This is a genomic window from Rhodovulum viride (assembly GCF_003265965.1).
GTDB lineage: Bacteria > Pseudomonadota > Alphaproteobacteria > Rhodobacterales > Rhodobacteraceae > Rhodovulum > Rhodovulum kholense.
This window is the reverse complement of sequence record NZ_MUAV01000003.1, coordinates 251,227-273,185: the sequence shown is the minus strand read 5'-3', so window position 1 is coordinate 273,185 and position 21,959 is coordinate 251,227. Positions and strand designations below refer to the sequence as shown.

The following is a 21,959-nucleotide window of genomic DNA, read 5'->3' as shown; positions in this document are numbered from 1 at the left end:
TGGGCGCCCTGATCGGCGCGCTCTTCGTCGGCTCGGCCTGGGGCGGCATCACGCTAGCCGAAATCGCCCAGGGCAGCCTCTGATGGACACGATCCTCGCCATCGCCCCGCCGCCCGATGCGCTGGCCACCTTCGTCGCCGAATGGCAGAGCGCGGCCCCCGAGACCCGCCTCGCCGCTATCCGCGGCACGCTCCGCCGCCACGGGATCGAGATCCCGGCGCTGCCCGGGCGGGTGGCCTTCTACGAGATCCAGCTCTTCGGGCTGACCGCCACCGGCCGCGACGAGACCGAGGCCGCCCAAAACTGGATGGAGGCGGCCGCACACCTCTGCCCCTTCGCTTAATCGTAAAACGGAGACCCGGAATGGACCTCAGAAAGCCCCCGCTGTCGCATAACTGCACCGGGATCAACATCTTGTCGGTTGAGACCGATGAGCTCCAACCAACGGTTCTCATCGGATGGCTGAAAAACGGCCCGGAAAATTACGACGATCTCGACGACGAGGACCGCTACATCCTGCTGTCTCCCGCCGCCTCCCGCGAATTGGCACGGCAAATCGTCGAAGCAGCGGACGCAGTTGAGCGAGGCGAACGGTATGTCCAGCTCAACCGACCCCATTGATGTCCACCCTGCCCAGGACCTGGCTCCGATGCGCATCCTGATCGGCTGCGAGACCTCGGGCGTGATGCGCCGGGCCTTCGCCGCGCGCGGGCACGATGTCTGGTCCTGCGACCTGCTGCCCGCCGAGGATGCCACCAACCGGCACATGATCTGCGATATCCGCGAGGTGCTGGATCTGGGCTGGGACCTGCTCGCGGTGATGCACCCGCCCTGCACCCGGCTCTGCAATTCGGGCGTCCGCTGGCTGCATGTGCCACCGACCAACGCCCCGGCCGAGGCGCATCCGGACGAAAAGGCCGCTTGGCCCGACCTTTCCGAAGAGGCCCGCCGTGCCATCATGTGGCGGCTGCTCGACGAGGGCGCCGCGCTCTTCTCGGCCTGCTGGCAGGCGCCGATCCCCCGCGTCGCGGTCGAGAACCCGGTGATGCATCCGCACGGCCGCGCCCGCCTGCCCGCGGATCTGCCGAAACCCCAGATCGTTCAGCCCTGGTGGTTCGGCGAGCCCTTCTTCAAGGCGACCGGCCTTTACCTGCGTGGCCTCGCGCCGCTGAGCGCCACCGACCGCCTGACCCCGCCCGCGCCCGGCACCGAGACGCACAAGCGCTGGAGCGCGGTCCACCGGGCCCCGCCCGGTCCCGACCGCTGGAAGATCCGCAGCCGCACCTTCGAGGGCCTCGCCGCCGCTGCGGCCAGCCAATGGGGCGGCGACGCAAGACAGGAGGCCGCCTGATGCCTGAGACCACGCCCGACCGGATCGAGGAGATCGAGAGCCTCGCCCGGCACAATTGCGACGAGCTCGCGGGGCTGACCGCCGAGCTCGCCGAGCTGCAGGCCCGCGTCGACAAGCTGGAAGGCGGGAAGACGGCTGAGATTGCCAAAGAGGCATTCGTCGAACGCTTCGTCAGCCATTGTTTGTCGCAGTGCGATTTCACCCACTTCGATGACGGCGAGCCGGTCGAAGCCTACGCCCGGATGGTCGCGCCTTCCTACTGGGCCGACGCTCATTACCGCGCCGATGGGCCGGAAGCATGCGCCGAAGGCGACATGGACTATTGGGGAGAGGACTGATGCCTGACCAAACCCGTATCGAGTGGACGGATGCAACCCGGAACCCGGTCACCGGATCCAGCAACACCACGGCCGGATGCCAGAACGGCCCGGCTAAAGGCGTTCGTCGCACCGGAAAGAGAGCAGCAGGCCGCATGCTCGGCGGCAAGACGTGGGATGAAGGCGCCAATGCGTAACGCTCAGCAACTGATCGCAGTCGACGCAGCCGCGCTGGCCGAGGTGCTGGCGCGCCTGGACAGGATCGAGGCCAAGATCGCGCCGCCGCCAAAATGGCTGACCGTGCATGAGGCCGCATCCCGTCTGGGCTGCACAGCCTCTACCATCCGCCGCAAGATCGCGGCCGGGGAAATCGAGGCCCGCGGATCGGGCCGCGCGCGCATGGTGCGGTTGGGCTAGACCGCGTCCAGCCGCTGGGCGATGCTGGCGGCGTTCTCGCGATAGTAGACATTCAGCAGGATCGACAGGTCGCGGTGACCGCTGATTTTGGCCAGCGTCATCACATCCACCTTTCTTGACAGCTTGGTCAGAGCAGCGGCCCGGCTGTCGTGGAAATGCAGATCCTCGACAGCCGCCGCAGCCCGCAGCTTGCGCCAGTTCGCATCAAGCCGACCGGCTGTCATGCCAAACACCGGCTCCATTCGCGGCAGCTCTTGCAGAAGATCCACCGCCGCGCGGGTCAGCGGAACGTCGCGGGAATGGCCGTTCTTGGTCATTGGCAAATGGGCAACCCGGGTCTTCAGGTCGATCCTTTCCCAGGTCAGACCGCAGATCTCGCCCGCGCGCATTGCCGTCTCGCAGCCGAATCGAAAGGCATGAAAGGCGCGCGCGCCCGACCGGGTCAGATCAGGCCCGGCGACGAAGGCCAAGCGCTTCATCTCATCATCCGTTGGCAGGCGGTTGCGCGGTTGAGGGTCCGGAGGGCGGCGGACGTCCCGCACCGGGTTCGATTGCAGCAGCCCCCATTCACGGCGCGCGATCTCGCACACTGCGCTCAGCAATGACAATTCGCGGTTGACCGACACCGGCGCCACGTCGAGCAACCGGCGGTCGCGCCAGTCCGCGATGTGCTGGGGGGTGAGCGCGCTCAGGCGGACCTTGGCCAGGTCGTCGCGCCGGAGGCGCTTCAGCCTGACCACCTCCCACCTTTCGCCCCGCTTGGTCGGGCTGACCTCCTGGGCATAGCGATCCAGAAGCGCCCCGAAAACTTGATCGGCCGCGATCACGCTGGCATTCATGATCAGGTGCTCCTGCCGCGCTGCCCAGTCCTGGGCCTCGCGCTTGGTAGCAAATACTCTGGACCGCCGTTCGCCGCGACGCGCGACCTGCGCGCGCCAGCCGTTCCCATGCCGTGTGATGCTGGCCATTTCCCCACCGTGCGCGAATTATGGGGAATACAATGCCCAACCATGCGCGCCAGATGCAACCGCATGCCCCTCAAATATATCAAAAGTCTTTGATTTCACGCGATTTCGCGCAGGCCAGATTCAGCGGCGGGCGTATTTGGTGCGGGTGGTCGGACTCGAACCGACACTCCTTGCGGAAAGGGTGTTTGAGACCCTCGCGTCTACCATTCCGCCACACCCGCATCGCGCACCCCCGCCGGTAGCTGCGGAGGCCGGGGCCCTGATCGTTCCGCCCTCCCGCCGGGCCCGGTCCGGGAAGGCGCGGTCCTTCCGGGCCAGCGAGCGGATCGCCAGGCACAAGGCCTTGGGAACGATTCGCGTTTCGGCCGCAACCTTCGCGACGCGCGGAGGCGCCTCTCGGCCCGCCCATTGGCCCTTCGCGTTCCTCTACCCCGACCGCCGCGGCCGGTCAATCGTCCGTCACCGTCCGCGGCCCTGCTTGACGCAGGCGCCCCCGCATGGCTTCTAGGCGGCAGACGTTGCCGGGGGGCCGCATGATCCGACGCCTTTACGACTGGACACTGTCGCTGGCCGACAGCCGGAATGCCATGTGGGCGCTTTTCATCGTCGCCTTCGTCGAAAGCTCGATCTTCCCGATCCCGCCCGATGTGCTGATGGTGCCGATGATCCTGGCACGGCCGTCCCGCGCCTTTGCCATCGCCGCGGTCGCGCTCGCGGGGTCGGTGCTGGGCGGGCTTGCGGGCTACGGCATCGGCTGGGCCTTCTTCGAACAGATCGGTCGCCCGGTGCTCGAATTCTACGGCAAGCAGGCCTATTTCGACGAATTCGGCGCGCGCTATAACGACTATGGCGCCTGGGCGGTGCTGATCGCCGGGGTGACGCCCTTCCCCTACAAGGTCATCACCATCCTGTCGGGCTCGACCGGGCTCAACCTGTGGGTCTTCATGGCAGCCAGCGTCATCGCCCGGGGCATCCGCTTCTTCCTGGTGGCGGCGCTTCTGTGGAAATTCGGCGCCCCGGTGCGCCGCTTCATCGAGAAGTATCTGGGGCTTCTCTTCACGCTGTTCGTCCTGCTGCTGATTGGCGGCTTCTACGCTTTGAGGTTCCTGTGATGACTGCACGCAACCGGCTGATCCTTCTGGCCGCGGCGGGGTCCGCGGCCATCCTGCTGGCGGCCTTCGGGTTCCAGTATCTGGGCGATCTCGCGCCTTGCAAGCTGTGCATCTGGCAGCGCTGGCCGCACGCGGTCGCGGCGGTGCTGGGCCTGCTGGCGGTGGCCGTGGGCGGATTCATCCTGACCCTGAGCGGGCTGACCGTGATGGCCGCCTCGAGCGCGCTTGCGATCTATCATTCGGGGGTCGAACGGCACTGGTGGGCGGGGCCGTCCTCCTGCACCGGCGACGGTCCGAGCCTGTCGCAGATGACGCCCGAGCAGATGCTGAACCCGAGCCTCGTCGAGCCGATCGTGCTGTGCGACCGCATCGCCTGGCAGCTGTTCGGCCTGACCATGGCCAATTACAACGTGCTGCTGTCGGCCGGGCTCGTCGTGATCTGGGCGATGGCGCTGACCCGCGGCCGCCGCTGAGGCCCGCGACCGGGGGCTCAGTTCACGCGGAATTCACCCACGACATTGCGCCATTCGCCGGGCGCGATCAGCTTGCGATGGGTGAAGCGGACCGAATGCAGCGGCCCCTCGATCGAGTCCTGCCAGAACTCGATGAACTTGAAGAGCCGGGGGTGATCCGGGGCAAGATCGTAGTCCTGCCATATGAAGCTGTTGAGAACGCTTCTGAAATCGGGCATGCGGTAATAGAGCTCGGCGGTGGTGAGGCCGTAGCCCCTGAGCATCAACTCGGTCTCGGACTGCTGCACGTCTGGTCTCTCCTGTCGCGTGGATGTCTAGAAAGCATGCCAAAGCCCGATTGATTTTCAATGAAAACAGGATGTTGGCACTCTTTCCCGGGGGCTGCCAGATCGCGGGCCGGTCTGCGGTTGCACCCCATATGAAGGTTCTGATAAAGTTCGCTCAACAATATCTAGAATGGCGCCGAAAGGCCGGGTCCCAAGTTGAACGACACGCCGGAAACCCCCGAAAACGAAGACGAAAACGGTTCTGGAAAAGGACCCGCGCGACCCTCGTATGACGGGCCGGTCATCGCCATCGAGAAGGAGATGCAGAAATCCTATCTCGATTACGCGATGAGCGTGATCGTGAGCCGGGCGATCCCGGATCTGCGCGATGGCCTAAAACCTGTGCACCGCAGAATCCTCTTCGCGATGCACGAGACCGGCAACACCCATGACAAGCCCTACCGCAAGTCGGCGCGGCCGGTGGGCGACACGATGGGGAAATACCACCCCCATGGCGACGCGGCGATCTATGACGCCCTGGTGCGGATGGCGCAGCCCTTCTCGATGTCGCTGCCTCTGCTGGACGGCCAGGGCAACTTCGGGTCGATGGACGGCGACAGCGCGGCGGCCATGCGGTATACCGAGGTCCGGATGGCCAAGGCGGCGCAGGCGCTGCTGACCGATATCGAGAAAGATACGGTCGACTTCCAGGACAACTATGACGGCAAGGACAAGGAGCCGACGGTTCTGCCGGCCCGGTTCCCGAACATGCTGGTCAATGGCGCGGGCGGCATCGCCGTCGGCATGGCCACCAACATTCCGCCGCACAATCTGGGCGAGGTCGTCGATGCCACCCTGGCGCTGATCGAGGACCCGGACCTGACCAGCGAACAGCTGATGCATTACATCCCCGCCCCCGACTTTCCGACCGGCGGGCTGATTCTGGGCCGCTCGGGCGCGCGCAAGGCCTATCTGGAAGGGCGCGGCTCGGTCATCGTGCGGGCCAGGACCCGGGTCGAAGAGATCCGCAAGGACCGCCACGCCATCGTCATCGACGAGATCCCCTATCAGGTGAACAAGTCGACGATGATCGAGAAGATCGCCGAGGCCGCCCGCGACAAGCGGATCGAGGGCATCGCCCATGTGCAGGACGAATCCGACCGGGTCGGCGTCCGTGTGGTGATCGAGCTGAAGCGCGACGCGACCCCCGATGTGGTGCTGAACCAGCTGTTCCGCTTTACGCCGATGCAGACGTCCTTCGGCTGCAACATGCTGGCGCTGAACGGCGGCCGGCCCGAGACCCTGACGCTGCGGGGCTTCCTGACCCATTTCATCGCCTTCCGCGAAGAGGTCGTGGCCCGGCGCACCGCCTTCGAGCTGAGAAAGGCGCGCGAGCGCAGCCATATCCTGTGCGGTCTGGCGGTCGCCGTGTCGAATGTCGACGAGGTGGTGGCGACGATCCGCGCCTCGGCCGATGCGGCCGAGGCCCGCGTCAAACTGATGGAGCGGCGCTGGCCCGCACAGGACATCGCCGATTACATCAAGCTGATCGACGATCCGACCCATACGATGAACGAGGACGGCACCTATAACCTTTCCGAGGTACAGGCCCGCGCGATCCTCGATCTGCGCCTGCAGCGCCTGACCCAGATCGGGGTCAAGGAAGTCACCGACGAGCTGGAAGAGCTGGCTGCGAAGATCAAGGACTATCTCGACATCCTGCGCTCGCGCGAGCGGATCATGGCGATCATCGCGACCGAGCTGCGCGAGGTGCGCGACCAGTTCGCGGTGCCGCGCCGCACCGAGATCGCCGACTGGTCCGGCGACATGGAAGACGAGGACCTGATCGAGCGCGAGGACATGGTGGTGACCGTCACCCAGTCCGGCTATATCAAGCGCACGCCTCTGGCCGAATTCCGCAGCCAGAACCGCGGCGGCAAGGGGCTCGCCTCGATGGCGACCAAGGAAGACGACGTGGTCACCACGCTGTTTGTCGCCAACACCCATACCCAGCTTCTGTTCTTCACCACCGACGGCATGGTCTACGAGCTGAAATGCTGGCGCCTGCCCCAGGCGGGGCGCACCGCCAAGGGTAAGGCCATCGTCAATATCCTGCCCATTGCCACCGGCATCTCGATCGCCGCGCTGATGAAGATCGACGAACCCGAGGACGAGTGGGAAAACCTGCAGGTCGTGTTCGCCACCTCGGCGGGCGACGTGCGGCGCAACCGTCTGTCGGACTTCACCAATATCAAGCGCAACGGCAAGATCGCGATGAAGCTGCCCGAGGCGGTCAGCCTCGTGAATGTCTCGATCTGCGACGCCGATGACGACGTCATGCTGGTCACTGCCATGGGTCGCGCGATCCGCTTTGCCGCCACCGATGTTCGGGTCTTCTCGGGCCGCGATTCCACCGGCGTGCGCGGCATCCGGCTGGGCGAGAATGACAGCGTCGTCTCGATGTCGGTCATCCGCCATTTCGAGGCCGATCCGGCCGAACGCGTGGCCTATCTGAAACAGCGCCGCCTGATGGCGGGCGTCACCGACGAGACCGGCGAGGCCGACGAGGACGAAGAGGCGGTCGAGGCCGGCCAGCTTTCGCCCGCGCGCTATGCCGAGATGTCGGCGGCCGAGGACGTGATCCTGACGATCACCGCGCGCGGCCAGGGCAAGATCAGTTCCAGTCACGACTATCCGGTGCGGGGCCGTGGCGGCCAGGGGGTGCAGGCCATCGACAAGGCGCTGCGCGGCGGCCCGCTTGTGGCCTCCTTCCCGGTCGAGATGGACGATCAGGTGATGCTGGCCACCTCGCGCGGGCAATCGATCCGGGTGCCCGTGGATCAGATCAGCTTCCGGTCCCGCTCGGCCGGCGGCGTGCGGGTGCTCGATGCGGGCGCTGGCGAAGAGGTCGTCTCGGTCGCGCGGATCGCCGATCAGGGCGAGGACGCCCAGGAAGACCCGGCCACCTGAGGCTCGCCCCCCTCGGTCAGGGACCCCGCGCGGACCGGGGTCCCGACAAGACGGCAAAAATCCGAAACATCTTCCTTGGTGCTGCCGCAATTGAGGCGTGCACCGGTCAGACTTTGACGTCATTTCGGAAAGACGCCGTATCTCGAACGAGGAATGAGGGGCCTCGCCGCGATGTTTGGGCATCAAAATCTCATGGGGGTTTCCCCCAAACGTTTGCATGCGCTGTTGCGCGTGACCCTGGCGCTTTGCGTGATCGCAGCGTTCCGGTCCGGTGCGCCGCACCTCCCGGTGCTGCCGCCCGATCCGCGCAGCGTTCTGGACTGGGCCGGGGCCACGATCATCTGGCTTTGCGCCGCCGGGCTGTTGTCCGGCGTCGGGGCACGTCCTGCCGCGCTGCTGCTGGCTTTCTACCTGCTGACGACGGCGGTCGCGATCCGCTTCGGCATCGCCGCTCTGCCGCCCGATCGCGACCGCCTGTCGCTCGATCTGGCGCTGGCCGCCGGGCTGCTGGCCGTCGCTCTGGGCGCCGAGCCCCGGCCCGGGCGCGCCGCCGACGGGTCCGGACCGGCCGAGCGGGCGGCCTATCAGACCGCGCTTGACGAAATCGTGGCCGATGAACGCGGGCTGGACGCCGCCGGGATGGGGCGGGCGCAGTCTGGCTGAACGGCACCCCCTTTCCTTCGCCCTGCCCGCCCGCTAGATCGGGCGCCATGACAGATACGCTTCATATCGTCGGCGGCGGCATGGCCGGTTCCGAGGCCGCCTGGCAAGCCGCCTCGGCCGGGATCGACGTGGTGATCCACGAGATGCGCCCCAAGACCGGCACCTTCGCGCACAAGACCGGCGATCTGGCCGAAATGGTCTGTTCGAACTCGTTCCGCTCGGACGACGACGAACAGAACGCGGTTGGGCTTCTCCACTGGGAGATGCGCGCGGCGGGCAGCCTCATCATGGAAATGGCTGACACTCACCGCCTGCCCGCGGGCGGCGCCCTGGCCGTCGACCGCGAAGCGTTTTCGCAGGGCGTCACCGAAAGGCTGATGCGGCACCCGAGAATTCGCCGCGAAGATACTGAAATCACGTCCCTTCCCGCAGACGGCCATTGGATCTTTGCGACCGGCCCGCTGACCTCGGATGCGCTGGGGCAGGCGATCCGGGCCGAGACCGGGGCCGAGGCGCTGGCCTTCTTCGACGCCATCGCGCCCATCGTGCATTTCGACAGCATCGACCTGTCGAAAGCCTGGTTCCAGTCGCGCTATGACAAGGGCGAGACCGAGGAAGAGCGCACCGCCTACCTGAACTGCCCGATGGACCGCGACCAGTACGAGGCCTTCATCGACGCGCTGCTGACGGCCGAGAAGACTGCCTTTCACGAGGGTGAGACGGCGGGCTATTTCGACGGTTGCCTGCCCATCGAGGTGATGGCCGAGCGCGGCCGCGAAACCCTGCGCCATGGTCCGATGAAGCCCGTGGGGCTGACCAATCCGCATGCGCCCGACATCAAGGCCCATGCCATCGTCCAGCTGCGCCGCGACAACGCGCTGGGGACGCTCTACAATATCGTGGGCTTCCAGACCAAGATGAAGTATGGCGCGCAAGCCGATGTTTTCCGGATGATTCCGGGGCTCGAGAATGCCCGCTTCGCGCGGCTGGGCGGCATCCACCGCAACACCTTCCTGAATTCGCCGACGCTGCTTGACGCCGAATTGCGGTTGAAATCGAGACCGCATATCCGCTTTGCCGGGCAGGTGACGGGCGTCGAGGGCTATGTCGAATCCTCGGCCATGGGGCTTCTGGCCGGACGGCTGGCCGCGGCGGCGATAAAGGGGCACAGCCTGCCGCCGGTGCCTGCCACCACAGCGACGGGCGCGCTGGTGACCCATATCACCGGCGGGGCCGAGGCGAAGACCTTCCAGCCGATGAACGTCAATTTCGGGCTGTTCCCGCCGGTCGAGGGGCTGAAGGGCGGACGGCGCGGGCGGCGCGACCGCTACAAGGGCTACACCGACCGCGCCAAGGCCGACTGGACCGGCTGGCTGGGCGCCGCGGGCTGAGCGCTTCACATCCGCGCCGCGCGCCCCATATAGGACGAGACCGCTCCCGATCAGCCGAGGCCCGATGCTCTACGTTCTCGCCCTGTTCCTGCCGCCGCTCTCGATCCTGCTGATCGGGCGCTGGTTCGTCGCGCTGGTGACGCTGGTGATCTGGATCCCGGCGATCATCTTCTCGGGCGGGCTGACTCATCCGATGTTCATCGTCCTGGCCTGGATCCTGATCTTTCAGCGCGGGGCAGACCGCCGGGCGGGGCTTTAGGCACTCTGGCCCTTCCCCCCGGACCGCGCTAGCCAAGGCCCATGCGCACCCGCTTTGCCCCTTCCCCCACCGGCCCGCTGCATCTGGGCCATGCCTTCGCGGCGCTGACCGCCTTCGAGCGCGGCCAGATGCTGCTGAGGATCGAGGATATCGACACCGCCCGGTCGCGCCCAGAATGGGAGGCGCAGATCTACGATGACCTGGCCTGGCTCGGGCTCGACTGGCCGCGCCCGGTGCTGCGCCAATCCGAGCGGCTCGCGGCCTATCGCGAGGCCCTCGACCGGCTGGGCGCGATGGGGCTGACCTATCCCTGCCGCTGCCGCCGCGCCGATATCCGCGCGGCCCTGTCCGCGCCGCAGGCGGGGGCGCCGGTCATCGGGCCCGACGGGCTCGTCTATCCCGGCACCTGCCGCGAACGGCCGCTGGACGAGGCCGGACCCGAGGACGCCATCCGGCTGGACATGGCGCGCGCGCTCGACCGGCTCGGCTCGGCCCTGCCCGGCTTCACCGAGACCGGCCCCATGCACCCCGGCCCGCATTGGCTTCACGCGCGCGCGCTGATCGAAACCGTGGGCGATGTGGTGCTCGCCCGGCGCGATCTGGGCACCTCCTACCATCTGGCCGTGGTGGTCGATGACGCCTTCCAGCGGATCGACGAGGTCACGCGCGGCGAGGATCTGTTCGAGGCGACCCCGATCCATGTGCTGCTGCAGGCGCTGCTGGGCCTGCCGACGCCCGCCTATCACCACCACCGGCTGATCCTCGACGACGCGGGCAAGCGGCTGGCCAAGCGCGACGACGCCCGCGCCATCGCCGCCTATCGCGCCGAGGGGGCAACGCCTGCCGACATCCGCCGCATGGTGGGGTTTTAATCCGCCATCGGCGACAGGATCTCGACCTCGGCGCCGTCGCGGATCGCGGTGTAGAAACAGCTCCGGCGGTTGGTGTGGCAGGCCGGGCCTTCCTGCTCGACCAGCACCAGCAGGCAGTCGCGGTCGCAATCGACCCGCATCTCGATCAGCCGCTGGACATGGCCGCTGGTCTCGCCCTTGACCCAGAACGCCTGGCGCGAGCGCGACCAGTAGGTCACCCGGCCTGTTTCCAGCGTGCGCGCCACCGCCTCGGCCGTCATCCAGGCCATCATCAGCACCGTTCCGGCCGCGTCCTGGGCGATGGCGGGGATCAGCCCGGCCTCGTTGTAGCGAAGGCTGGCGGGGTCGAAGGCCATTCGGGAACTCCTTTGAATTCGGACGCGCGCGCGTTATCTAGGACAGGCGAGCGCGGAAGGAAACGCCATGAATGCCCAGAACGATCTGATCAAGCTCTATTCGCAGAAGATCCTGGCACTCGCCGCCGAGATCCCGCATCTCGACCGGCTCGAGGCGCCGATGGGCACCGCGCGCAAGCGCTCGCCGCTTTGCGGCTCGACGGTGACGGTCGATCTCGATGTCGCGGACGGGCGGATCGTGCGCTTCGGGCAGGACGTGAAGGCCTGCGCGCTCGGTCAGGCCGCGGCCTCTGTCGTGGGCACGGCGATCCTCGGGCGGACCCGCGCCGAGGTCGAGACCGCGCGCGATCAGCTTCGGGCGATGCTGAAGGACGAGGGCCCGGCGCCCTCGGCGCCCTTCGAGGGGCTCGAAGTGCTGCTGCCCGCGCGCGACTACAAGAACCGCCACGCCTCGATCATGCTGTCGCTCGAAGCCACGCTCGACGCCTTCGACGCAGCCGAGGCCGCCGCCTGCGCCTGAGCAGCGGACTCCACCTCAAACACGGACCGCGGCCTCCGGTTCGGGCATTGCCCGAACCGGTCGGGCGACGCGCCCCTGGCGCGGCGCAACACGTGAAAGCGTGCGCCGGGACATGGTCCCGGCGCTCCGCCGGATCAGTTGGTGATCAGTTCGGGGCCCATCAACGATGTCGGCAACCAGGTCGAGAGCCAGGGCACATAGGTCACCAGGATCAGGAAGACGAACAGCACCGCCAGGAACGGCAGCGCCGCGCGCACCACCCGCATCATCGACATGCCCGCCACGCCCGAGGTCACGAAGAGGTTCAGCCCGACGGGCGGTGTGATCATCCCGATTTCCATGTTCACCACCATGATGATGCCCAGATGGATCGGATCGACCCCCAGCTCGATGGCGATGGGAAAGACCAGAGGCGCCACGATCACGATCAGCCCCGAAGGCTCCATGAATTGCCCGCCGATCAGCAGGATCACGTTGACCACGATCAGGAACACGATCTTGCCGAAGCCCGCCTCAAGCATCGCGCCGGCGATCTTCTGGGGGATCTGTTCGTCGGTCAGCACATGCTTGAGGATCAGCGCATTGGCGATGATGAACATCAGCATGATGGTGAGCTTGGCCGCATCCAGCAAAGTGCGCCGGGTGTCGCGGTGGATGAACCCGGTCAGCAGCGCCTGCGGCCTCTGCCAAAGCGCAACCGGCCCGCGCCCGTCCCGCGCCTTCAGGGGGCCCATGTCGCGATAGACGAAGATCGCGATCAGGAAGGCATAGACCGAGGCCACGGCGGCGGCTTCGGTCGGCGTGAAGACCGCCGAGGCGACGCCCGGAATGCCGTAGATCCCGCCCATGATGATGGCGATCAGCATCAGCCCCCAGAAGGCCTCGCGGAAGCTGGCCCAGACTTCGCCCCAGCCCAGCCAGTCGCCCTTGGGCATGCCCTTCACATGGGCCATGACATAAATCGCGGTCATCAGCATCAGCCCGGCGACGGTGCCGGGGATGACGCCCGCCAGGAACATCCGGCCGACCGAGACGTCGGTCGCCGAGGCATAGACCACCATCACGATGGAGGGTGGGATGAGGATGCCCAGCGTGCCCGCGTTGCAGATGACGCCCGCCGCGAAGTCGCGGGTATAGCCGACCTTCCGCATCGCCGCGATCACGATCGACCCGATGGCCACCACGGTCGCGGGGGACGAGCCCGAAAGGGCCGCGAACAGCATGCAGGCGAAGACGCCCGCAATGGCCAGCCCGCCCCGCAGATGCCCGACGCAGGCAATGGCGAACCGGATGATCCGCCGCGCGACGCCGCCCGTCGACATGAAGCTCGAGGCCAGGATGAAGAACGGGATCGCCAGCAGCGTGTAATGCCCCGCCATCGCCTGATAAAGCGACTGCGCCACCGCCGCCAGCGAGGTGTCGGAGAAGAGCAGCAGGAAGATGATCGAGGCCATGCCCAGCGACACCGCGATCGGCACGCCGATCAGCAGGAAGCCCACCACCATGACAAACAGAAGCACCACATGCATGGCTCAGGCGTCCTTCTCGCGGGCGGCATCCTCGACCGCGTCCTCGGCCTCGTGGCTGACGATCAGCCCCTGCTGGCGGCCGGTGATGATACGGAACGCGGCCTCGACCAGCCGGAACAGCATCATCGCCACCCCGAACGGGATGATCGCATAGGGCACGACGATGGGCAGCTTTTCGTAGGGGTCCTCGCCCTCGGGCAGGAACAGGTATTCCAGCGGCGCGCGCAGGAACTCGGGCAGCGGGATCCGCTCGGTCGGCACATAGCCGCGATAATCCCAGGGCTTCATCTCTTCGAAGCCCGTCGGGAACCAGTGCCCGGTCGTCGGCGCCAGGTTGGCGAAGGGCGCCCAGTAATCCCAGGCCCCTTTCATCATCAGCGCCGCATAGACCAGACAGATCGCCACCGCGACCAGCGACAGCATCCGCTGGGCCCGCGACGACAGCATGTTCAGGATCGCGTCCACCCCCAGATGCATGGTGATCTTGAACCCGTAGGCGATGCCGAACAGCACCAGCCAGGCGAACAGGATCAGCGTCAGCTCGAGGCTCCAGACGAGGCTTGCGTTGAAGACATAGCGCAGCACCACGTTGACGAAGGTGACCAGCACCATCAGCCCCAGCAGAAGCGCGATCACCGTCTCTTCGACGGCATGGACCGCGCGCCCCAGCGCCGTCCTTGGCCGATAGGCTCCACTCATCGCCCCAAGCCTCCCTCTGGCATGGCGAACAGGTGCCAGAAGCGGCGGTGCCCGTCAGGGCCACCGCCGCCCGGCGCCGGTACGGCGTCTCAGTACTGGTCGTTTATTTCCTGCGCCGCCGCAATGGCGTCGGCACCGACGTCACCCTCGAACTGGGCCCAGACCGGCTTCATCGCATCGACCCAGGCCTGACGCTGCTCGGGCGTCAGCTCGCGCACCGTGGTGCCCGCGTCGATGATCGCCTGCTTGGCCTGCTCGTTGACATTGGTCGACTCGGTGTTCCGCTGGACCGTCACCTCATGCAGGATCGTCGCCAGCTGGTCGCGGATCTCGGGGTCGAGCCCCTCCCACCATTCGACCGAGGTCACGACCATGTAGTCGATCACGCCATGATTGGTCTCGGTGATGCCGTCCTGCACCTCGAAGAACTTCTGGGTGTAGATGTTCGACCAGGTGTTTTCCTGCCCGTCGACGACGCCGGTCTGCAGCGCGCCATAAACCTCGGAAAAGGCCATCGGCTGCGGGCTGGCATCGAGCGCTTCCATCTGCGCCACCAGAACGTCCGAGGGTTGCACCCGGAATTTCAGCCCCTTGGCATCCTCGGGCAGCACCAGCGGCTTGTCGGCCGAGAACTGCTTGAGCCCGTTATGCCAGAATTCCAGCCCCAGAAGGCCCCGGCGCATCATCGACTGCTTCATCGCCTGGCCGGTCTCGGAATTCTGGAACGCGTCGATGGCGTCCATGTTCTTGAACATGAAGGGCAGATCGAAGATCCGCAGCTTCTTGGTGTATTTCTCGAATTTCGACAGCGACGGCGCGGCCATCTGCACGTCGCCGTTCAGCATCGCCTCCAGCACCTTGTCGTCGTCGTAAAGCGTGGTGTTGGGATAGACTTCCATGCAGACCTTGCCGTCCATCTCGTCATTGACGCGGGCGGCCAGCAGGTCGGCGGCAAGGCCCTTGGGGCTGGTCGCGCTGGTGACATGGCTGAACTTGATCACGGTTTCGCCCGGATCGCAGGCCGCGAAGGCGGCTCCGGCGGACAGGGTCAGGGCCACGGCCGTGGCGGTAGTAGTCAGAGCTTTCATGCGATCCTCCCAAGATCTGAGCGTCCCCCCCCTTCGGGGACGTAGCCTCGGTTTATCGCCGATGATCCCTCATGTCTCAAGGAAAACCAAACGCTTCCCCATGGGGACTGCGCGCAATGGTCGCCCCGCGCGCGGCAGGCAGGGTCAGGCCTCCAGCCGTTCGTAACCGGTCCAGGATGACAGATGCGACCGGTTCAGGATACTCATGATCCGCGGCTGATCGACAATCCGCACCCAACCATAGCCGGTCTCGATCAGCCCCTCTTCGGCCAGGCGCCGCATCACCCGGTTGGCGGAATTGCGCGACAGCCCGGCCATCTCGGCAAGATCGGCTTGGGTCAGCGGAAACTCGGTGGCGCCATCGTTGAAATCGTGCAGGCGGCGCAGGGTAATGAGGATGCGAACCGAATTGTCGCGATGCACATTGGCATGCAGCAACTGGCCGAAATTGTCCAAATGGCTGACAATGTTCGCCGCAATGTGGCGCCATGTGTCGGGATCGGACATTGCGACCGTCTCGATATGATGCGCCGAGACCGACAGCACGGAGGCATCGCGCCGCGCAATCGCCGAGATGCGCCGCGGCGTCATGCCCGGCATGCCGACGGCGCCAAGCCAGTTTCCGGCCTTGGCGACAAAGCCCAGACGCGGGCCGTCGACTCCGGGCTCAAGCACCACGTCAACCACTCCGTCAACGATTCCAAGCATGTCCGGCGACGGATCGGCCATGTGAAACAGCGCCTCGCCCCGGCGAAAGCTGCGCAACCGGGCACCGGCAAGCAGCAGATCGACAAAATGCGCCGGAAGAGACCGCAACCAGCCGACTTGACGGATTCGGAGTTTCGCGTGCTCGATTTTCATAAATTGTCAAATACCAGACGGCCCGGAGGCAATTGCATCGAGGACGACATTTTCCAGGGAGCAACGCAGCGTAACAGGTTTTTGCATTTGCAAATCGAAACCGGCGGACAAGCCAATGCTCCGAAACTCCATGGCGTTGCGTGTCGGCCATCGGGTCTGCCGCCCGGCCGCGCCACCGTCAACCCCGGGTGCTGCGGCATAGCGTACGACAGCACCGCGGCATTTGCGCTTGATCTGAGTCATGGTCGCCGTTACCGCAATCGTCGAAAACCCGGCCCGCCGGGCGGTAACGGAATTGCGACCTGCTGAGGGGCGCGATGGGGGTTTTCCCGCCCGAGAAGGACACCTAGAAGGAGGAACGGGGCGCTCGCCCCGTCGCGTGACATTCATGAACCAGCAGACTGCCGTGACAGAGCCCGCCAAGAAGACCCTGCCCGATGCGCAGACCGTGACCGAGGTTCGCCACTATACCGACCGGCTGTTCTATTTCCGCACCTCGCGTCCGCAATCGCTGCGCTTCCGCTCGGGCGAGTTCGTGATGATCGGGCTGCCGGGCGACGACGGCAAGCCGATCATGCGCGCCTATTCGATCGCCTCGCCCTCCTGGGACGAAGGGCTCGATTTCTACTCGATCAAGGTGCAGGACGGCCCGCTGACCTCGCGGCTTCAGCATATCCAGCCCGGCGACCAGATCATCCTGCGCCCGAAACCCGTGGGCACGCTGGTTCTGGACGCTCTGCTGCCCGGCAAGCGGCTGTGGTTCCTGGCGACCGGCACCGGCATCGCCCCCTTCGCCAGCCTGATGCGCGACCCCGATACCTACGAGCGGTATGACGAGGTCATCATGATGCATACCTGCCGCGAGGTGGCGGAACTGGAATTCGGCCGCCAGCTGATCGAGAGCCTGCCCGAGGACCCGCTGATCGGGGAGTTCGTCGGCGACAAGCTGAAATACTACCCCACCACCACCCGCGAGCCGTCGAAATGGATGGGCCGGGTGACCGACAACCTGGCCTCGGGCAAGGTCTTCGCCGATCTCGGCCTCGCGGGCACGCAGATGGACCCCGCCATCGACCGCGCCATGGTCTGCGGGTCGCTCGACTTCAACAAGGACGTGATGGCGATCATGGAAGGCTGGGGCCTGAATGAGGGCGCCAATTCCGAACCCGCCGAATACGTGGTCGAGAAAGCCTTCGTCGGCTGACATCCCTTCGCACGCGTTTCAGACGCCCCGCCCGGCTTGCCCGGCGGGGCGTTTTGCTTCGGGCCCTGCCCCGTGCACAAAAAAACCGCCGCACTCCCAGGGAGGAGGCGGCGGTCAGGAAGCGGTCCGGCGCGGCGGAAGAGGCAGGCTTCGCGACGACCCGGGGACGGGTCCGGCACTGGACAGCAGGCAGCGGATGGGGCTCAGACAAGCCCCGGAAGATGGAGCCCCGCAATCAGCAGCACCATCAGCGCGGCGGCGCCAGCGGCATCCTGCCAAAGGGTGGCGCGGCAGCGGGTCAGGACGGATCTCAGCTCGGTCAGCATGGGTCGGGCTCCGGTGTCGATCAGTGTTGCCACTTTGTTCTCATTTCCAGCCCCGCCTGTAAAGAACTTTTTAGGAACATTTAACAGGGGGCCGTCCGGCAAGGGCTCAGCCCGCCTTGATAAGCCGAATCGCCTTGTCGCGTTCCATCAGCCACAGAAGCACCCGTGCCGCCTGCCCGCGCGGCCCGGCAAGGCCCGGATCGTCGGCCAGAAGCTTGCGGGCATCGCTTTGCGCCACGGCCATCAGCGCGGCCTGCCGTTCCAGATCGGCGATGCGGAACCGCGGCAGCCCCGATTGCGCGGTGCCGATCAGATCGCCCGCGCCGCGCATCGCCAGGTCCTCCTCGGCGATGCGGAACCCGTCCTCGGTTTCGCGCAGGATCTCCAGCCGCCTCCGCCCGGCCTCGCCCAAAGGCGCCTGATACATCAGCAGGCAGGTCGAGGCCGCCGCCCCGCGCCCGACCCGGCCTCGAAGCTGGTGGAGTTGCGCCAGTCCGAAGCCCTCGGCCCGCTCGATCACCATGATCGAGGCATTGGGCACGTTCACCCCCACCTCGATCACCGTGGTCGCGACCAGAACCGAGGTCTCGCCCCGCTGGAAGGCGCGCATCGAGGCGTCCTTCTCGGCGGGCGGCAGCTGGCCATGCACCAGCCCGATCCGGTCGCCGAAGACCGCACGCAACCGCTTGAACCGTTCCTCGGCGGCCGTCAGGTCCGAAACCTCGGATTCCTCGACCAGCGGGCAGACCCAATAGGCCTGCCGCCCCTCGGCCACCGCCTTCTGCAGATGCGCGACCACCTCGTCCATCCGCTCGACCGAGACCAGCGCGGTCTTGACCGGCGTCCGCCCCGGCGGCTTCTCGTCCAGCACTGAAACGTCGAGATCGCCATAAGTGGCCAGCGCCAGACTGCGCGGAATGGGCGTCGCGGTCATCACCAGCATGTCGACGCCCCGCCCCTTGGCCGACAGCTCGACCCGCTGCGCGACGCCGAAGCGGTGCTGTTCGTCGACGATGGCCAGGCGCAGGTCGCGGAACTCGACATCCTTCTGAAAGACCGCATGGGTGCCGACCAGCACCTGGATATCGCCCGCCGCCAGCCCCGCCAGCTTGGCCGCGCGCTCGCGGCCCTTGTCGCGGCCGGTCAGGATCTCGATCACCACGCCCGCGCTTTCGGCCAGCGGCGCCAGGCTTTCCAGATGCTGGCGGGCGAGGATCTCGGTCGGGGCCATCATCACGCCCTGCCCGCCCGCCTCGACCGCGACCAGCAGCGCCATCCACGCGACCAGCGTCTTGCCCGAGCCCACATCGCCCTGCAAAAGCCGGGTCATCCGCGCCTCGGCCCCCATGTCCTCGGCGATCTCGTCCATCGCGCGGGCCTGCGCATCGGTCGGCCGGAACGGCAGCGCCGCCAGCGCCTTGCGCCGCAGCCGCCCGTCGCCCTGGCTGGGCCGTCCCTTGACGCGGCGCTGATCGGCGCGCGCCAGCGCCAGCGTCAGCTGATGGGCCAGCAATTCGTCATAGGCCAAACGCTGGCGCGCAGGCGCCGTGGGGGCGATGTCGCGCGCGGATTGCGGCGCATGGGCGGCCTGCAGTGCCGCGCGCCATCCGGGCCAGCCCTCGCGCGCCAGAAGCGCGGGGTCGATCCAGTCCGGCAGATCGGGTGCGCGGGTCAGCGCCGAGGCCACGGCCTTCGTCATCGTCTTCAGCGCAAGCCCGGCGGTCAGCGGATAGACCGGTTCGAAATCCGGGATCTCGGTGGCCTCGTCCAGCGGCAGAACGTGATCGGGATGCACGATCTGGGCCATGCCGTCGAAGATCTCGACCTTGCCCGAAATCACCCGCCGGGCGCCTTCCGGCAGGATCTTCGACAGGTAATCGCCGCGCGCATGGAAGAAGACCAGTTGAAAGGCCGTCGCCGCATCCTGCACCTGAATCCGGTAGGGCCGCCCCTTGCCGGAGGCGGGCATATGGGCGCCGACCAGAACCGCGACCGTCGCGACCTCGCCGGGCGCGACGCCCGCGACGGTCTCGACCGGACGGCGGTCGATGCCGGTATGGGGCAGCGTGAAAATCAGATCGCGCGGCTTCTCGATGCCCATCTGCGCCAACAGCTTGGCCGATTTCGGTCCGATGCCGTCAAGCTTTTCAAGCGCCCCGAAGAGCGGAAAGAGGATATCGGGCCGGCCGCTCATGCGCCCTCGATCAGCGCCAGCCAGCCGTCCTCGTCGACGGTCTCGATCCCCAGTTCCTCGGCCTTCTTGGCCTTCGACCCGGCGCCCGGCCCCAGCACCACCAGATCGGTCTTCTTCGAGACCGAGCCCGCGACCTTGGCCCCCAGCGCCTCGGCCCGCGCCTTGGCCTCGGCCCGGCTCATCTTTTCCAGCGTGCCGGTAAAGACCACGGTCTTGCCCGCGACCGAGCTGTCGACCGCGCCGCGCCGGGCCACAGGCTCGACCGTCAGATGCGCGACCAGCCGGTCGATCGAGGCGCGCTCGGCCTCTTGGTGGAAGGCGGTGATCAGCGAGGTGGCCATCACCGTGCCGACCCCGTCGATGGACAGAAGCGCCTCCCAGTCCGGGCCCTCGCCGACAGTGGCATGGGTCACGGCCGCCTCGAACGCCTCCCAGGTCTGGAAGTTGCGGGCCAGAAGATCGGCCGCGGCCTCGCCCAGATGGCGGATCCCCAGCGCGAAGATCAGCCGGTCGAGCGGGATCGTCCGCCGCGCCGCGATCGCGGCAAAGAGGTTCGCGGCCGATTTCTCGCCCCAGCCCTCGCGGTTCTTCAACTGCTGGAGACCGTCGCCATAACGGCTCTCAAGCTCGAAGATGTCGGCCGGTTCCCTGATCCAGCCGTCCTTGTAGAGCGCCTCGACCTGTTTCGCGCCCAGCCCCTCGATGTCGAAGGCACCGCGGCTGACGAAATGCTTGAGCCGCTCGACCGCCTGGGCCGGGCAGATCAGCCCGCCCGAACAGCGGCGGACCGCATCGCCCTCTTCGCGGATCGCCTCGGACCCGCATTCGGGGCATTCGGTGGGAAAGCGGAAAGGCTCGGTGCCCTCGGGGCGCTTGGCAAGATCCACGTCGGCCACCTTCGGGATCACGTCGCCCGCACGGTAAACCTGCACCCAGTCGCCCTCGCGGATATCCTTGCCGCCGCGGATCTCGTTGCCCTTCGAATCGCGGCCCGCGATGTAATCCTCGTTATGGAGCGTCGCGTTCGAGACGACGACGCCGCCCACCGTCACCGGATGCAGCCGCGCCACCGGCGACAGCGCCCCGGTGCGGCCGACCTGGATCTCGATGCGGTCGAGCCGGGTCCAGGCCAGCTCGGCGGGAAACTTGTGGGCGATGGCCCAGCGGGGCGTGGTCGCGCGGAACCCCAGCCGGTCCTGCAGGGCAAGGTCGTTCACCTTGTAGACCACGCCGTCGATATCGTAGCCGAGCGTCGCGCGGCGCTGTTCTATCCGGGCGTAATGGGCGGCGAGCGCCTCGGGGCCATCGCAGAGGACGGTCAGCGGATTGACCGGAAAGCCCAGCGTTTTCAGCCGTTCGATGGCGCCCATCTGGGTGTCGGCCAGCGGCGCCGAGACCTCGCCCCAGGCATAGGCGAAGAATTTCAGCGGCCGGGCGGCGGTGATGGCGGGGTCGAGCTGACGCAGCGACCCGGCGGCGGCATTCCTCGGATTGGCGAAGGTCTTGGCGCCGGTTTCGGCCTGGCGTTCGTTCAAGGCCTCGAAATCGGCATGGGCCATATAAACCTCGCCCCGCACCTCAAGGATGTCGGGGGCGCCCGTCAGGGTCCGGGGGATGTCGGCAATGGTGCGCGCATTGGCGGTGACGTTCTCGCCGACCTCGCCATCGCCCCGGGTCGCTGCCTGCACCAGCCGCCCGCCTTCGTAGCGAAGCGACAGGGACAGGCCGTCGATCTTGGGTTCGGCGGTGTAGACGAGGGGCGCGTCATCGGCGAGCCCCAGATAGCGGCGGATGCGGGCGTCGAACTCGGTCACGTCGGCGCCATCGAAGGCATTGGCCAGCGACAGCATGCGCCGCACATGGGCGACCTTGGCGAATCCTTCGGCGGGCGCGGCCCCGACCCGGTCGGAGGGGCTGTCGGCCCGCTTCAGCGCGGGAAACCGGGCCTCGATCGCCGCGTTGCGCCGCTTGAGCGCATCATAGGCCGCATCCGAAAGAGTGGGCGCGTCCTCCTGGTGATAGGCGGCATCGGCCTCGGCAATGGCCTTGGCCAGCCGGGCCAGTTCGGCCCTTGCCTCGGTTTCCGACAGCGCTTCGACAGGACGTTCGTCGGTCATTCCGGC

At 66.8% G+C, this 21,959-nt stretch carries 26 protein-coding genes and 1 tRNA gene; 16 read left to right on the top strand and 11 right to left on the bottom strand.

What is annotated here, in order from left to right:
* Window positions 1-82: 82 nt before the first annotated feature.
* Genes BYZ73_RS04035 through BYZ73_RS04015 form a run of 6 tightly spaced genes read left to right on the top strand, consistent with a single transcriptional unit; the run spans window position 83 to window position 2,085 of the window.
* Entirely contained in the window at window positions 83-343 is a 261-nt protein-coding gene (locus BYZ73_RS04035) for a hypothetical protein (RefSeq protein ID WP_112314975.1), read from the top strand.
* A 20-nt stretch (window positions 344-363) separates the two neighbouring features.
* Entirely contained in the window at window positions 364-621 is a 258-nt protein-coding gene (locus BYZ73_RS04030) for a hypothetical protein (protein WP_112314974.1), read from the top strand.
* A 28-nt stretch (window positions 622-649) separates the two neighbouring features.
* The gene (locus tag BYZ73_RS04025) at window positions 650-1,351 is read left to right on the top strand and encodes a hypothetical protein (RefSeq protein WP_425451059.1); all 702 of its coding nucleotides are present in this window, start codon (window positions 650-652) and stop codon (window positions 1,349-1,351) included.
* On the top strand, window positions 1,351-1,689 hold the full coding sequence (locus tag BYZ73_RS23695; RefSeq protein ID WP_245943041.1) for a hypothetical protein: 339 nt from the start codon (window positions 1,351-1,353) through the stop codon (window positions 1,687-1,689). The genes BYZ73_RS04025 and BYZ73_RS23695 overlap by 1 nt, the downstream gene beginning before the upstream one ends.
* Window positions 1,689-1,865, top strand: coding sequence for a hypothetical protein (locus BYZ73_RS22645; protein ID WP_181497951.1), 177 nt, complete (start codon window positions 1,689-1,691; stop codon window positions 1,863-1,865). The genes BYZ73_RS23695 and BYZ73_RS22645 overlap by 1 nt, the downstream gene beginning before the upstream one ends.
* Window positions 1,858-2,085 carry a helix-turn-helix domain-containing protein gene (locus tag BYZ73_RS04015; protein WP_112314989.1) on the top strand — a complete coding sequence of 76 codons (228 nt, stop codon included), beginning with the start codon at window positions 1,858-1,860 and terminating at the stop codon, window positions 2,083-2,085. The genes BYZ73_RS22645 and BYZ73_RS04015 overlap by 8 nt, the downstream gene beginning before the upstream one ends.
* On the opposite strand, the gene BYZ73_RS04010 is transcribed toward BYZ73_RS04015, so the two are convergent.
* Together BYZ73_RS04010 and BYZ73_RS04005 are read right to left on the bottom strand one after the other, a co-directional pair.
* Window positions 2,082-2,825, bottom strand: coding sequence for a tyrosine-type recombinase/integrase (locus tag BYZ73_RS04010; protein WP_245943040.1), 744 nt, complete (start codon window positions 2,823-2,825; stop codon window positions 2,082-2,084). The two genes, BYZ73_RS04015 and BYZ73_RS04010, sit on opposite strands and share 4 nt — an antisense overlap.
* Before the next feature lie 365 nt (window positions 2,826-3,190).
* Window positions 3,191-3,274: transfer RNA gene (locus tag BYZ73_RS04005), tRNA-Leu, on the bottom strand.
* Window positions 3,275-3,586: 312 nt separating this feature from the next.
* On the opposite strand from BYZ73_RS04005, the gene BYZ73_RS04000 reads away from it, so the two are divergent.
* Entirely contained in the window at window positions 3,587-4,165 is a 579-nt protein-coding gene (locus tag BYZ73_RS04000; RefSeq protein ID WP_112314972.1) for a YqaA family protein, read from the top strand.
* Window positions 4,165-4,638: a disulfide bond formation protein B gene (locus BYZ73_RS03995; RefSeq protein ID WP_112314971.1), complete on the top strand. Its 474-nt coding sequence runs from the start codon at window positions 4,165-4,167 to the stop codon at window positions 4,636-4,638. Before BYZ73_RS04000 ends, BYZ73_RS03995 begins: the two co-directional genes overlap by 1 nt.
* Before the next feature lie 17 nt (window positions 4,639-4,655).
* Here BYZ73_RS03995 and BYZ73_RS03990 read toward each other — a convergent pair whose 3' ends face one another.
* Window positions 4,656-4,925 (bottom strand): usg protein, encoded by a 270-nt coding sequence (locus tag BYZ73_RS03990; protein WP_075785874.1) that lies wholly within the window; start codon window positions 4,923-4,925, stop codon window positions 4,656-4,658.
* Window positions 4,926-5,120: 195 nt separating this feature from the next.
* Between BYZ73_RS03990 and gyrA the strand changes: the two genes are divergently transcribed.
* The 5 genes from gyrA to gluQRS all read left to right on the top strand — a co-directional run bounded on the left by gyrA (window position 5,121) and on the right by gluQRS (window position 11,059).
* Window positions 5,121-7,874, top strand: a complete 2,754-nt coding sequence (gyrA, locus tag BYZ73_RS03985) for a DNA gyrase subunit A (protein WP_112314970.1) — start codon at window positions 5,121-5,123, stop codon at window positions 7,872-7,874.
* 231 nt (window positions 7,875-8,105) lie between these two features.
* Window positions 8,106-8,537, top strand: a complete 432-nt coding sequence (locus BYZ73_RS03980) for a hypothetical protein (protein ID WP_181497950.1) — start codon at window positions 8,106-8,108, stop codon at window positions 8,535-8,537.
* A gap of 47 nt (window positions 8,538-8,584) precedes the next feature.
* Window positions 8,585-9,928, top strand: a complete 1,344-nt coding sequence (gene trmFO, locus BYZ73_RS03975) for a methylenetetrahydrofolate--tRNA-(uracil(54)-C(5))-methyltransferase (FADH(2)-oxidizing) TrmFO (protein WP_112314968.1) — start codon at window positions 8,585-8,587, stop codon at window positions 9,926-9,928.
* Window positions 9,929-9,992: 64 nt separating this feature from the next.
* Window positions 9,993-10,187 carry a hypothetical protein gene (locus tag BYZ73_RS03970; protein ID WP_112314967.1) on the top strand — a complete coding sequence of 65 codons (195 nt, stop codon included), beginning with the start codon at window positions 9,993-9,995 and terminating at the stop codon, window positions 10,185-10,187.
* Between the two features lie 41 nt (window positions 10,188-10,228).
* Window positions 10,229-11,059 (top strand): tRNA glutamyl-Q(34) synthetase GluQRS, encoded by an 831-nt coding sequence (gluQRS, locus tag BYZ73_RS03965; RefSeq protein WP_112314966.1) that lies wholly within the window; start codon window positions 10,229-10,231, stop codon window positions 11,057-11,059.
* Here the strand turns inward: gluQRS and hisI are convergent.
* Window positions 11,056-11,415 carry a phosphoribosyl-AMP cyclohydrolase gene (gene hisI, locus BYZ73_RS03960; protein WP_108023060.1) on the bottom strand — a complete coding sequence of 120 codons (360 nt, stop codon included), beginning with the start codon at window positions 11,413-11,415 and terminating at the stop codon, window positions 11,056-11,058. The two genes, gluQRS and hisI, sit on opposite strands and share 4 nt — an antisense overlap.
* 67 nt (window positions 11,416-11,482) lie before the next feature.
* Here hisI and BYZ73_RS03955 point away from each other — a divergent pair, with 67 nt between their 5' ends.
* Window positions 11,483-11,935 carry an iron-sulfur cluster assembly scaffold protein gene (locus BYZ73_RS03955; RefSeq protein ID WP_112314965.1) on the top strand — a complete coding sequence of 151 codons (453 nt, stop codon included), beginning with the start codon at window positions 11,483-11,485 and terminating at the stop codon, window positions 11,933-11,935.
* A 134-nt stretch (window positions 11,936-12,069) separates the two neighbouring features.
* Here the strand turns inward: BYZ73_RS03955 and BYZ73_RS03950 are convergent, their stop codons facing one another.
* The 4 genes from BYZ73_RS03950 to BYZ73_RS03935 all read right to left on the bottom strand — a co-directional run bounded on the left by BYZ73_RS03950 (window position 12,070) and on the right by BYZ73_RS03935 (window position 15,959).
* Window positions 12,070-13,464 (bottom strand): TRAP transporter large permease, encoded by a 1,395-nt coding sequence (locus BYZ73_RS03950; protein ID WP_108023056.1) that lies wholly within the window; start codon window positions 13,462-13,464, stop codon window positions 12,070-12,072.
* Between the two features lie 3 nt (window positions 13,465-13,467).
* Window positions 13,468-14,163 (bottom strand): TRAP transporter small permease, encoded by a 696-nt coding sequence (locus tag BYZ73_RS03945; protein ID WP_112314964.1) that lies wholly within the window; start codon window positions 14,161-14,163, stop codon window positions 13,468-13,470.
* Between the two features lie 89 nt (window positions 14,164-14,252).
* Window positions 14,253-15,251 (bottom strand): TRAP transporter substrate-binding protein, encoded by a 999-nt coding sequence (locus BYZ73_RS03940; protein WP_108023051.1) that lies wholly within the window; start codon window positions 15,249-15,251, stop codon window positions 14,253-14,255.
* 144 nt (window positions 15,252-15,395) lie between these two features.
* Window positions 15,396-15,959, bottom strand: a complete 564-nt coding sequence (locus BYZ73_RS03935; protein ID WP_245895482.1) for a Crp/Fnr family transcriptional regulator — start codon at window positions 15,957-15,959, stop codon at window positions 15,396-15,398.
* Window positions 15,960-15,980: 21 nt separating this feature from the next.
* Here BYZ73_RS03935 and BYZ73_RS22640 point away from each other — a divergent pair, with 21 nt between their 5' ends.
* Window positions 15,981-16,421 (top strand): hypothetical protein, encoded by a 441-nt coding sequence (locus BYZ73_RS22640; RefSeq protein ID WP_181497949.1) that lies wholly within the window; start codon window positions 15,981-15,983, stop codon window positions 16,419-16,421.
* Window positions 16,422-16,500: 79 nt separating this feature from the next.
* Window positions 16,501-17,316 carry a ferredoxin--NADP reductase gene (locus tag BYZ73_RS03930; protein WP_112314963.1) on the top strand — a complete coding sequence of 272 codons (816 nt, stop codon included), beginning with the start codon at window positions 16,501-16,503 and terminating at the stop codon, window positions 17,314-17,316.
* A 203-nt stretch (window positions 17,317-17,519) separates the two neighbouring features.
* On the opposite strand, the gene BYZ73_RS22635 is transcribed toward BYZ73_RS03930, so the two are convergent.
* The 3 genes from BYZ73_RS22635 to ligA form a co-directional block, all read right to left on the bottom strand.
* A complete protein-coding gene (locus tag BYZ73_RS22635) occupies window positions 17,520-17,675 on the bottom strand; it encodes a hypothetical protein (protein WP_181497956.1) in 156 nt (51 codons plus the stop codon).
* Window positions 17,676-17,748: 73 nt separating this feature from the next.
* Complete coding sequence (gene recG, locus BYZ73_RS03925) at window positions 17,749-19,836, bottom strand: ATP-dependent DNA helicase RecG (RefSeq protein ID WP_112314962.1); 2,088 nt, start codon at window positions 19,834-19,836, stop codon at window positions 17,749-17,751.
* Window positions 19,833-21,953 carry an NAD-dependent DNA ligase LigA gene (ligA, locus tag BYZ73_RS03920; RefSeq protein ID WP_112314988.1) on the bottom strand — a complete coding sequence of 707 codons (2,121 nt, stop codon included), beginning with the start codon at window positions 21,951-21,953 and terminating at the stop codon, window positions 19,833-19,835. Before ligA ends, recG begins: the two co-directional genes overlap by 4 nt.
* Window positions 21,954-21,959 lie beyond the last annotated feature (6 nt).